Here is a 12094-nt window from a genome sequence, read left to right on the forward strand (position 1 = left end):
AACAGACTTTCCCCATCAGCGCCGTGACGGCGTTTTCGACGAGGAAGCTCAACATGACCACGACCATCGCCGGTATCCAGATCCCCGACAGCGCCCTCGCCCGGGCCACCACCGAATACATCCGCGACATCGAATCCGATCTGCTTTACCACCACTCGCGCCGGGTGTTTCTGTTCGGTGCCTTGAGTGGCGAACGCCAGCACCTGGCCTACGATCCGGAGCTGCTGTACGTCGGCGCGATGTTCCACGACCTGGGTCTGGTCGAAGGGCATCGCAGCGATGACGAGCGCTTCGAAGTGGATGGCGCCAACGCAGCGGCAGCATTTCTCAAACCGTACGGGTTGAGCGACGACGACATCGAGCAAGTCTGGCTATCGATCGCTCTGCACACCACGCCGGGGGTGCCGAAGCATCTGCGTCCGACCGTGGCGCTGGTGACCGCAGGTGTCGAGATGGACGTGCTGGGCATGGACTACGCGGCGTTCACCACGGTGCAGCGTGAGGCGGTGGTGCATGCGCATCCACGGGGTGAGGGCTTCAAGGAGTGCATCATCTGCGCGTTCGCCGATGGTCTGCGTCATCGTCCGCAGACCACGTTCGGCAATGTGAAGACCGATGTACTGAAGGATCAGGTGCCGGGGTTCACGCCGATGAACTTCGTCGAGGTTATCCGCAGTTCACCTTGGACTGCGTAAAACCAAATGTGGGAGCGGGCTTGCTCCGGGCGGCGATCCGACGAAGAGGCCGTATCAGTCACTGAATACGTCGACTGATACACCGCTTTCGCGAGCAAGCCCGCTCCCACATTTTGAATTGGGTTGGCCTTGAGACAAGAGCCAACCCTATATTGCTTAAGCCGCTTCCGGCGTCGGCGCCCGGCGCACGTCCGGTTGCTTCCACGAATCGGCAGCGCTTTCTTCGATGGCTTGCTGGATCGCCTTGCGGCGCGCTTCTTCGGCACGGCGGCTGAAGAACCAGACCAGGAAGGTCACCAGCGATACCGCCAGCAGAATCAGGCTGGCCACGGCGTTGATCTCAGGCTTCACACCCAGACGCACCGCCGAGAACACTTCCATCGGCAGGGTCGTCGAACCCGGGCCGGACACGAAGCTCGCCAGCACCAGGTCATCCAGCGACAGCGCGAACGACATCATGCCGCCCGCTGCCAGCGACGGCGCGATCATCGGGATGGTGATCAGGAAGAACACCTTCCATGGCCGCGCGCCGAGGTCCATCGCCGCTTCTTCGATCGACAGGTCCAGCTCACGCAGACGCGCCGACACCACCACCGCCACATACGCCGCACAGAACGTAGTGTGGGCGATCCAGATGGTGACGATGCCCCGCTCCTGCGGCCAGCCGATCATCTGCGCCATGGCCACGAACAGCAGCAACAGCGACAGACCGGTAATCACCTCAGGCATGACCAGTGGCGCGGTGACCAGGCCGCCGAACAGCGTGCGGCCCTTGAAGCGGGTGATGCGGGTCAGCACGAAGGCTGCCAGCGTACCCAGCGCCACGGCGGCAATCGCGGTGTAGCAGGCGATTTCCAGCGAGCGCACCACCGAGCCCATCAGTTGCGAGTTGTCGAGCAGGCCGACGTACCACTTCACCGACCAGCCGCCCCACACCGTTACCAGTTTGGAGGCGTTGAACGAGTAGATCACCAGGATCAACATCGGCAGGTAGATGAACAACAGGCCGAGCACCAGCATCAGGCTGGAGAAACGGAAGCGCTTCATTCTTTACCCTCCATTTCCTTGGCCTGACTGCGGTTGAACAGGATGATCGGCACGATCAGGATCGCCAGCATCACCACCGCCAAGGCGGACGCCACCGGCCAGTCACGGTTGTTGAAGAACTCTTGCCAGAGCACCTTACCGATCATCAGGGTTTCCGGACCGCCAAGCAGTTCCGGGATCACGAACTCGCCCACCACCGGGATGAACACCAGCATGCAGCCGGCGATGATGCCGTTCTTGGACAGCGGCACAGTGATTTTCCAGAAGCTGTTGAAGGTACTCGAACCCAGGTCGGACGCGGCCTCCAGCAGGCTGGTGTCATGCTTCACCAGGTTGGCGTACAGCGGCAGGATCATGAACGGCAGGTACGAGTAGACGACGCCGATATACACCGCGAGGTTGGTGTTGAGGATCTGCAGCGGCTCGTCGATCAAGCCCATGCTCATCAGGAAACCGTTGAGCAGGCCGTTGTTGCTGAGGATGCCCATCCACGCATAGACGCGGATCAGGATCGCGGTCCAGGTCGGCATCATGATCAGCAGCACCAGCACCGTTTGCACTTCCTTGCGGGCGCTGGCGATGGCGTAGGCCATCGGGTAACCGATCAACAGGCACAGCAGCGTGCTGAAAAACGCCATCTTCAGCGAGCCGAGGTACGCGGCGATGTAAAGCTCGTCGTCGCCGAGCATCGCGTAGTTGCCCAGGTTCAGCAGCAGCTGCAGCTTCTGCTCGGCGTAAGTGTAGATCTCGGTGTACGGCGGGATGGCCACGTCCGCTTCGGCGAAGCTGATCTTCAGGACGATGAAGAACGGCAGCATGAAGAACAGGAACAGCCAGATGAACGGAACCCCGATGACCAGCTGACGGCCACCGGGAATTATTCGATTGAGCCGGCGTTTGAATTTGCGCATGTTCATGAGCGAAGTACCACGCCGCTGTCGTCTTCCCACCACACGTAGACCTGATCGCCCCAGGTCGGACGTGCGCCACGGCGTTCAGCGTTGGCCACGAACGACTGCACCAGCTTGCCGCTCGGCAATTCGACGTAGAACACCGAGTGACCGCCGAGGTAGGCGATGTCATGCACCTTGCCGCTCGACCAGTTGTATTCGCAGGTCGGCTGGTCGGCGGTGACCAGCAGTTTTTCCGGACGGATCGCGTAGGTCACGGACTTGTCCTGCACCGAGGTGCTGATGCCGTGGCCGACGTAGATCTGCCGGTCGAGGTCCTTGCAGGTAATGGTCGCGTGACCTTCGGCGTCGTCGATCACTTCGCCTTCGAAGATGTTCACGTTACCGATGAATTCGCAGACCAGACGGCTGGTCGGGGTTTCGTAGATGTCGATCGGGCTGCCGATCTGGGCGATCCAGCCCAGGTGCATGATCGCGATGCGCTCGGCCATGGTCATGGCCTCTTCCTGGTCGTGGGTCACCATCACGCAGGTCACACCCACGCGCTCGATGATCTCAACCAGCTCAAGCTGCATCTGCGAACGCAGTTTCTTGTCCAGTGCGCCCATCGGCTCGTCGAGCAGCAGCAGTTTCGGCCGCTTGGCCAGCGAACGCGCCAGCGCCACACGCTGACGCTGGCCGCCGGACAGCTGGTGCGGCTTGCGCTTGGCGTACTGGCTCATCTGCACCAGCTTGAGCATCTCGGCCACACGGGCGTCGATCTCGGCCTTGGGAATCTTGTCCTGTTGCAGGCCGAACGCGATGTTCTGCGCCACGGTCATGTGCGGGAACAGGGCGTAGGACTGGAACATCATGTTGATCGGTCGCTCGTACGGCGGCATGTCGGTGATGTCGACGCCGTCGAGGAAAATGCGCCCCTCCGTGGGCCGTTCGAACCCTGCCAGCATCCGCAGCAGAGTGGATTTGCCCGATCCCGAACCGCCGAGCAGGGCGAATATCTCGCCCTTCTTGATTTCCAGGGACACATCGTCCACGGCAACCGTCTCGTCGAACTTCTTCGTGACCCGGTCGATTTTGACCAGCACCTGTTTCGGTGTCTGGTCGCCCTCGAGGGCTTTCTTATAGGCGCCGGAGGCAACTGCCATTTACAAAACTCCCAGAAAAAAAGAGTGCAGTTCGCCCACGCAAGACGAACCCAGGATAGTTTGTACGTTGAAGCTATTTACCCGACTTGACCTTGGTCCAGCTGCGGGTCATCAAACGCTGAATGTTCGGCGGCAACTCGATCGACACGTAGGTCTTGTCGAGCACGGCCTGCGGTGGATAAACCGACTCGTCGGTGCGGATGGACTGCTCCATCAGCTTGTCCGAACCCGGGTTGGGGTTGGCGTAACCGACGTAATCACTGACCTGGGCGATCACCTCAGGTTTCAGCAAATAGTTGATGAAGGCGTGGGCCTCTTTGACGTTGGCCGAATCCTTCGGAATCGCCAGCATGTCGAACCACAGCGCGCCGCCCTCTTTCGGGATCGAGTAGGCGATGTTCACGCCCTTCTTGGCCTCTTCGGCGCGATTCTTGGCCTGGAAGATGTCGCCGGAGAAACCGATGGCCACACAGATGTCACCGTTGGCCAGGTCACCGATGTATTTCGAGGAGTGGAAGTAGGTCACGTAAGGGCGCACGGCGAGCAGTTTGTCCGTGGCCTTGGCGTAATCCTTGGGATCGGTGCTGTTGGCGTTCAGGCCCATGTAGTTGAGCACGGTCGGCATCATTTCATCGGCCGAATCGAGGAACGCCACGCCGCAGCTGTGCAGCTTCTTGATGTTCTCCGGCTCGAACAGCACGCTCCAGGAGTCGATCTTGTCGACGCCGAGCACGGCTTTCACTTTATCGACGTTGTAGCCGATGCCGTTGGTGCCCCACAGGTACGGAACCGCGTACAGGTTGCCCGGATCGTTCTGTTCCAGGCGCTTGAGCAGCACCGGATCGAGATTGGAGTAGTTCGGCAGCTGCGCCTTGTCGAGCTTCTGGAACGCGCCCGCCTTGATCTGCTTGCCGAGGAAGTGATTCGACGGCACGACCACGTCGTAACCGGTACGCCCGGCGAGCAGTTTGCCTTCCAGGGTTTCGTTGGAGTCGAACACGTCGTAGACCGGTTTGATGCCGGTGTCTTTCTGGAAATCGGCCAGGGTGGTCTCGCCGATGTAATCCGACCAGTTATAAATATGCACAGTACCGGCGGCTTGGGCACCGACAGCGAACGTCAGGCCGGCAGCGGCCAGCAGGGCATTGCGCAAAGAAGAAAAAATAGGCAAGTGGAGGTCCTCTAATTTAGTTGGGCCCAAGTTGCCCCGTGCTGCATGACAGTCACGGTTGCCCGGCAACAAAACCGGCGCGCAACTTACCTTCGAAAAACCGTTCCAGCAAAACTTTCTGTCATTTATTTGCACCACTAGCCGCCCCGGTGAAGGCGACGGCCAGCGGTGGCCGCTTCAAACCGGCTTATTTACCGGATTTGATCTTGGTCCAGCTGCGTGTGATCAGGCGCAGGGTGGCCGCGTCCAGATCGCTGATCGCATAGAGCTGCTTCTTCACTTCAGCCGAAGGGTAGATGCTCGGATCGCTGGTGATTTCCTTGTCCACCAGGGCGGTGGCCGCCTTGTTGCCGTTCGGGAAACGCACGGCGTTGGTGATTTCGGCCATCACTTTTGGCTCGAGCAGGTAGTTCATGAACTTGTAGGCGGCTTCGACGTTTTCGGCATCCTTGGGAATGGCGACCATGTCGTAGAAAGTACCGGCACCTTCTTTCGGAATGGTGTAGGCCAGTTTGACCTTGTCACCGGCTTCCTTGGCGCGGGTCTTGGATTGTTCCAGGTCACCTGAGTAACCGACTGCCACGCAGATGTTGCCGTTGGCCAGGTCCGAGATGTACTTCGAGGAGTGGAAGTAGGCAACCGAAGGACGCACTTTGAGGAACAGGTCCTCGGCGGCTTTCAGGTCAGCCTTGTCTTTGCTGTTGGTCGGTTTGCCCAGGTAGTGCAAAGCCGCCGGAATCATTTCGGTCGGCGCGTCGAGGAAGCTCACGCCGCAGCTTTTCAGCTTCTCGATGTTTTCAGGCTTGAACACGATGTCCCAGGAATCGATCTTGTCGACGCCCAGCGCAGCCTTGACCTTCTCCGGGTTGTAGCCGATGCCGATCGAACCCCACATGTACGGGAACGCGTGCTTGTTGCCCGGGTCGCTGGCGTCGCCAACGGCTTTGAGCAGGTCTTCGTCGAGGTTCTTCCAGTTCGTCAGCTTGGACTTGTCCAGTTCCTGATAAACGCCGGCCTTGATCTGCTTGGCCAGGAAGTTGTTGGAAGGCACCACGATGTCGTAACCGGATTTGCCGGCCAGCAGCTTCGCTTCCAGGGTTTCGTTGCTGTCGAACACGTCATAGACGACCTTGATGCCCGTCTCTTTTTCGAAATTGGCAACCGTGTCCGGCGCGATGTAGTCGGACCAGTTGTAAACGTGCAACACCTTGTCGTCCGCCTGAACCGCACCCGCCATCACGCCCATCAGGGACATGGCGAGCAGAGTCTTGCCAGCGAGCTTTTTGCCTAATGCCTTCATGCGTTAATGCTCCAAATTTTTCTTTTTTGAACCACTTTGTTCAGCGGCCGAACCCGGACAACTGGAACCGCGGCTAGTCTGGCAAGATCCGAGGCGGTCTTTCAAGAAAAGACCAGCCTTTCTGACAGCTCCGAGCGACAGCGCAACAGCTCCATCGCTCAGAGCCTAGCACTTAGCCCTGCAACGCACTCAGGGTGAGGTCCAGGCACTTGCGCGCCTTTGTCACCAGTTCATCGATCTCCGCCTTACTGATCACCAGCGGCGGCGCGATGATCATGGTGTCGCCCACGGCACGCATGATCAGCCCGTTGTCGAAGCAGAACTGGCGGCAGATCATGCCCACACCCTTGCCTTCGTAACGCTTGCGAGTGGCCTTGTCCTGCACCAGCTCGATGGCCCCCAGCAGACCGACCCCGCGCACTTCACCCACCAACGGGTGATCGTTCAGTTCGCGCAGACGTTTCTGCAAATACGGTGCCGTTTCTTCATGGGCGCGTTCGATGATTTTCTCTTCGCGCAGAATCCGGATGTTTTCCAGACCCACCGCTGCCGCCACCGGGTGACCGGAGTAGGTGAAGCCATGGTTGAAATCGCCACCCTCGTTGAGCACCGCCACCACTTCGTCGCGAACGATCAGGCCACCCATCGGGATGTAGCCGGATGTCAGGCCTTTGGCGATGGTCATCATGTGTGGCTTGAGGTCGTAGAAATCGCTGCCGAACCATTGGCCGGTACGGCCGAAACCGCAGATCACTTCATCGGCCACGAACAGGATGTCGTACTTGGCGAGGATTTCCTTGATGCGCGGCCAGTAGGTGTCTGGCGGAATGATCACGCCGCCGGCACCCTGGATCGGCTCGGCAATAAAGGCACCGACGTTGTCGACGCCGACTTCCAGAATCTTCTCTTCCAGCTGATTGGCCGCCCAGATCCCGAACTCTTCCGGGGTCATGTCGCCGCCTTCGGCGAACCAGTACGGCTGGGCGATGTGGACGATGCCCGGAATCGGCAGGTCGCCCTGTTCGTGCATGTAGGTCATGCCGCCCAGGCTGGCGCCGGCCACGGTGGAACCGTGGTAGCCGTTCTTGCGGCTGATGATGACTTTCTTGTTCGGCTGGCCCTTGATCGCCCAGTAGTGGCGAACCATGCGCAGCATGGTGTCGTTGCCTTCGGAGCCGGAGCCGGTGAAGAACACATGGTTCATGCCTTGCGGCGCCACGTCGGCGATGGCCTTGGCCAGTTCCAGCGCCGGCGGGTGCGCGGTCTGGAAGAACAGGTTGTAGTAAGGCAGTTCGCGCATTTGTCTGGCGGCCGCATCGGCCAGTTCATCGCGTCCATAACCGATCGCCACACACCACAGACCCGCCATGCCATCGAGGATCTTGTTGCCCTCGCTGTCCCACAGGTACACGCCCTTGGCGTTGGTGATGATCCGTGGACCCTTTTCTTTCAGCTGCTTGAAGTCGCTGAACGGGGCCAGGTGGTGATCGCTGCTGAGGGCTTGCCACTCACGGGTTTGCGGGTTGTTGCTGGTCATGCCAATTCTCCTTGTTATCGGTGAAGGCGCGGCGGCTGGCCACCGCGCCCGGCGTATCAGACGGCGAAGAGCAGGTACTCACGCTCCCAGGAACTGATCACGCGCTTGAAGTTTTCATGCTCGGCCCGCTTGACCGCGACGTAGCCGGTGATGAAGGTCTTGCCCAGGTATTTCTCGATGGTCGCGCTGTTTTCCATGCGCTCCAGGGCGTCCTCGATGGTCAGCGGCAGGCGCAGGTTGCGGCGCTCGTAACCACGGCCCACGACCGGCGCGCTCGGGTTGATGCCTTCGACCATGCCGATGTAGCCGCAGAGCAGGCTCGCGGCAATCGCCAGGTACGGGTTGGCGTCGGCGCCCGGCAGGCGGTTTTCCACCCGGCGGTTTTGCGGGCCGGCATCCGGTACGCGCAGGCCCACGGTGCGGTTTTCTTCGCCCCACTCCACGTTCACCGGCGCCGAGGTGTCCGGCAGGAAGCGGCGGAACGAGTTGACGTTCGGTGCGAACAGCGGCAACAGCTCAGGGATCAGTTTCTGCAGGCCACCGATGTGGTGCAGGAACAACTGGCTCATGGTGCCGTCGTCATTGGAGAACACGTTCTTGCCCGTCTCGATGTCGATGATGCTCTGGTGCAGGTGCATCGCACTGCCCGGCTCGCCGGTCATCGGCTTGGCCATGAAGGTAGCGGCCACGTTGTGCTTGAGCGCGGCCTCACGCATGGTGCGTTTGAACACCAGGATCTGGTCGGCCAGCGACAGGGCATCGCCGTGACGGAAGTTGATTTCCATCTGCGCCGTGCCGTCTTCGTGGATCAGCGTGTCGAGGTCCAGTTCCTGCAGTTCGCACCAGTCGTAGACGTCTTCGAACAGCGGATCGAATTCGTTCGCCGCTTCGATGGAGAAGGACTGACGACCGATCTCCGGGCGCCCCGAGCGGCCGACTGGCGGCTGCAACGGATAGTCAGGGTCGTCGCTGCGCTTGGTCAGGTAGAACTCCATTTCCGGCGCCACAATCGGCTGCCAGCCTTTGTCGGCATAGAGTTTCAGGACTTTCTTGAGGACGTTGCGCGGCGACAGCTCGATCGGGTTGCCTTGCTTGTCGTAGGTGTCGTGGATCACCTGGGCGGTCGGCTCGATGGCCCAAGGCACCAGGTACACGGCGTTCTGGTCGGGGCGGCAGATCATATCGATATCGGCCGGGTCGAGCAGTTCGTAATAGATGTCATCTTCGACGTAGTCGCCGGTCACGGTCTGCAACAGAACGCTCTCTGGCAGGCGCATGCCTTTTTCGGCGATGAACTTGTTGGTCGGCGAGATCTTGCCCCGGGTGATGCCGGTCAAGTCGCCGATCATGCATTCGACTTCTGTGATCTTGTGGTCTTTCAACCAATCGGTGAGCTGGTCGAGGTTGTTACTCATAAATGCCTCTGGGCTGAGTCTCCTGACTGATGTCAGGCAATGTTTGACGCACGGGGCGTCGCGTTAAAGGGCCTTGCTTGCGCGCAGTGCCGGCTTACGCCCGGCACCGCGCATAGACAATGAAGGAGGAGCTTACCTGCCCTTTACGCTGGCGTTGCATTTCCTGTGCACATCCCGGGCGTGCAGAATCACGGGCACGGCGACGGACGCGGTGCAGGCCGGGAGCGGGAAAGAGATCTATATTGAAAGGAGAACCGCTAAAGAGGATGCCCTCGCACACGTCCAGAATATCGGACGCTGCCGCTCGATCTGCCATGGACAGGGAGATCGCTGGCACGTTGCAGGCCTTGCTGGCCGCGCTGCGGACGGACGTGTCGCCACTGATGTGATAAGCATGCAGACCGGACTGCAAAGAGCAGTCGGTGACGCCGATTAACGGCAGGCGAGACATGAAGCACCCCGGTATTATTGCTGTTATGGGTTTGATCCGAGCTTAGCCTTGTTCATTTTTTTACACAACACCCCCGTAAAAAATACAACACGGCCTGCTCAAGCCTGCGGGTGGCGCGTCCTTCACGGATAAAAAAATGCCCCAAAGTGCCCCATAAATGCCCTCGTGGCGCTTTTTCAGGGCAGAAAAGGCCTCGCTTGACTTCGGCAGGCCGTTCGGGTTGACTGAAACCAGAAAAGATCAATGATTGATATTTTTAACAACAAAGGTGTTGCATCATGTCGGTACCCCCGCGTGCCGTTCAGCTTAACGAAGCGAACGCGTTCCTTAAGGAACATCCTGAGGTTCTGTACGTTGACCTTCTGATTGCGGATATGAATGGTGTGGTGCGCGGCAAGCGCATCGAACGCACCAGCCTCCACAAGGTTTACGAGAAAGGCATCAACCTGCCGGCCTCTCTATTTGCTCTGGATATCAATGGTTCGACGGTGGAAAGCACCGGCTTGGGCCTGGACATCGGCGACGCCGACCGTATCTGCTATCCAATCCCCGATACCCTGTGCAACGAGCCATGGCAGAAGCGCCCGACCGCGCAACTGTTGATGACCATGCACGAACTCGAAGGTGACCCTTTCTTCGCCGACCCGCGCGAAGTGCTCCGTCAAGTTGTTGCAAAGTTTGACGAGCTCGGCCTGACCATCTGCGCCGCATTCGAACTCGAGTTCTATCTGATCGACCAGGAAAACGTGAACGGCCGCCCTCAGCCGCCACGCTCGCCGATCTCCGGCAAACGCCCGCATTCGACCCAGGTTTACTTGATCGACGACCTCGACGAATACGTCGACTGCCTCCAGGACATTCTGGAAGGCGCGAAAGAGCAAGGCATCCCGGCCGACGCCATCGTCAAGGAAAGTGCCCCGGCGCAGTTCGAAGTGAACCTGCACCACGTCGCCGACCCGATCAAGGCGTGCGACTACGCAGTCCTGCTCAAGCGTCTGATCAAGAACATCGCCTACGACCATGAAATGGACACCACTTTCATGGCCAAGCCGTACCCGGGCCAGGCAGGCAACGGTCTGCACGTCCACATTTCGGTTCTCGACAAAGAAGGCAAAAACATTTTTGCCAGCGAGGATCCCGAGCAGAACGCCGCGCTGCGTCACGCGATCGGCGGTGTGCTCGAGACCCTGCCCGCGCAGATGGCTTTCCTCTGCCCGAACGTCAACTCCTACCGTCGTTTCGGCGCACAGTTCTATGTGCCGAACTCGCCGAGCTGGGGCCTGGACAACCGCACCGTGGCCCTGCGCGTACCGACCGGCTCCGCCGACGCGGTCCGTCTGGAACACCGTGTTGCCGGCGCCGACGCCAACCCGTACCTGCTGATGGCTTCGGTGCTGGCGGGCGTGCACCACGGTCTGACCAACAAGATCGAGCCACCGGCTCCGACCGAAGGCAACAGCTACGAGCAGAACGAGCAGAGCCTGCCGAACAACTTGCGCGATGCCCTGCGCGAGCTGGACGACAGCGAGGTGATGGCCAAGTACATCGATCCGAAATACATCGATATCTTCGTCGCCTGTAAAGAGAGCGAGCTGGAGGAGTTCGAACACTCCATCTCCGACCTCGAGTACAACTGGTACCTGCACACCGTTTAAGCGGACTGCAGCAAAGGAAAACGCCGTTGGCTTCTCAGCCCGCGGCGTTTTTTTATTGGCCTCTGTGGCAGAGATTCAAGCTCTGCGTACAATGCCCGCTGCCCCGCAGGAGACTTTCATGACGCGTCCCGCCCCCGTCCGCAAACCCCGTGCCCGCAGTCAGGCGCGGATCGATTCGATACTCGACGCCGCGCGTACGCTGCTGGCCGCCGAGGGCGTGGCGAGCCTGTCGATCTACAGCGTGGCCGAGCGCGCGCAGATTCCGCCCTCCTCGGTCTACCACTTCTTTGCCAGTGTCCCGGCACTGCTCGAAGCGCTGACGGCCGATGTACACGCGGCGTTCCGCGCCTGCCTGCAAGCGCCGATCGATCACGATGCCCTGCGCGACTGGCGCGACCTGTCGCGGCTGGTCGAAGAGCGAATGCTGGAGATCTACGGCGAGGATGCCGCCGCCCGCCAACTGATCCTCGCGCAGCACGGCCTCACCGAAGTCACCCAGGCCGACCGTCAGCACGACCTCGAACTCGGCGACCTGATGCACAAGCTGTTCGATCATCACTTCGAGCTGCCGCGACTGCCGGATGACGTGGATGTGTTCGCGCTGGCCATGGAACTGGGCGACCGCGTCTACGCCCGCTCGGTGCAGCAGCACGGGCAGATCACCCCGCGCATGGCCGAGGAAGGCATGCGGGTGTTCGATGCCTATATCGGGCTGTATCTGCCGCCGTACCTGCCCAAGCGCAACCTCTGACGCAACCCTTGCGACA

The 12094-nt window shown here is 60.1% G+C and carries 11 protein-coding genes; 3 read left to right on the forward strand and 8 right to left on the reverse strand.

What is annotated here, in order from left to right; all coding sequences use genetic code 11:
* The first annotated feature begins 53 nt into the window (after nt 1-53).
* Nucleotides 54-695 carry an HD domain-containing protein gene (locus KJY40_RS28990; RefSeq protein WP_230734095.1) on the forward strand — a complete coding sequence of 214 codons (642 nt, stop codon included), beginning with the start codon at nt 54-56 and terminating at the stop codon, nt 693-695.
* A 156-nt stretch (nt 696-851) separates the two neighbouring features.
* Here the strand turns inward: KJY40_RS28990 and KJY40_RS28995 are convergent, their stop codons facing one another.
* From KJY40_RS28995 to KJY40_RS29865, 8 genes are all read right to left on the reverse strand, one after another.
* A complete protein-coding gene (locus KJY40_RS28995) occupies nt 852-1742 on the reverse strand; it encodes an ABC transporter permease subunit (RefSeq protein ID WP_230734097.1) in 891 nt (296 codons plus the stop codon).
* A complete protein-coding gene (locus KJY40_RS29000) occupies nt 1739-2620 on the reverse strand; it encodes an ABC transporter permease subunit (protein ID WP_230737775.1) in 882 nt (293 codons plus the stop codon). Before KJY40_RS29000 ends, KJY40_RS28995 begins: the two co-directional genes overlap by 4 nt.
* A 35-nt stretch (nt 2621-2655) precedes the next feature.
* Nucleotides 2656-3798: an ABC transporter ATP-binding protein gene (locus KJY40_RS29005; protein WP_007953506.1), complete on the reverse strand. Its 1143-nt coding sequence runs from the start codon at nt 3796-3798 to the stop codon at nt 2656-2658.
* A 73-nt stretch (nt 3799-3871) separates the two neighbouring features.
* Nucleotides 3872-4969, reverse strand: a complete 1098-nt coding sequence (locus KJY40_RS29010) for a polyamine ABC transporter substrate-binding protein (RefSeq protein WP_127800508.1) — start codon at nt 4967-4969, stop codon at nt 3872-3874.
* A gap of 187 nt (nt 4970-5156) precedes the next feature.
* Entirely contained in the window at nt 5157-6269 is a 1113-nt protein-coding gene (locus KJY40_RS29015; protein ID WP_230734099.1) for a polyamine ABC transporter substrate-binding protein, read from the reverse strand.
* Nucleotides 6270-6441: 172 nt separating this feature from the next.
* A complete protein-coding gene (locus tag KJY40_RS29020; RefSeq protein ID WP_230734102.1) occupies nt 6442-7806 on the reverse strand; it encodes an aspartate aminotransferase family protein in 1365 nt (454 codons plus the stop codon).
* Between the two features lie 56 nt (nt 7807-7862).
* Nucleotides 7863-9221: a glutamine synthetase family protein gene (locus tag KJY40_RS29025; protein ID WP_011336448.1), complete on the reverse strand. Its 1359-nt coding sequence runs from the start codon at nt 9219-9221 to the stop codon at nt 7863-7865.
* A gap of 94 nt (nt 9222-9315) precedes the next feature.
* Complete coding sequence (locus KJY40_RS29865; RefSeq protein WP_230734105.1) at nt 9316-9672, reverse strand: gamma-glutamyl-gamma-aminobutyrate hydrolase family protein; 357 nt, start codon at nt 9670-9672, stop codon at nt 9316-9318.
* A gap of 278 nt (nt 9673-9950) precedes the next feature.
* On the opposite strand from KJY40_RS29865, the gene KJY40_RS29035 reads away from it, so the two are divergent.
* Together KJY40_RS29035 and KJY40_RS29040 are read left to right on the forward strand one after the other, a co-directional pair.
* Nucleotides 9951-11327, forward strand: a complete 1377-nt coding sequence (locus tag KJY40_RS29035) for a glutamine synthetase family protein (protein WP_011336449.1) — start codon at nt 9951-9953, stop codon at nt 11325-11327.
* A gap of 118 nt (nt 11328-11445) precedes the next feature.
* The gene (locus KJY40_RS29040; protein ID WP_230734106.1) at nt 11446-12078 is read left to right on the forward strand and encodes a TetR/AcrR family transcriptional regulator; all 633 of its coding nucleotides are present in this window, start codon (nt 11446-11448) and stop codon (nt 12076-12078) included.
* Nucleotides 12079-12094: the final 16 nt, after the last annotated feature.

Source organism: Pseudomonas fitomaticsae, from assembly GCF_021018765.1.
Lineage (GTDB): Bacteria > Pseudomonadota > Gammaproteobacteria > Pseudomonadales > Pseudomonadaceae > Aquipseudomonas > Aquipseudomonas fitomaticsae.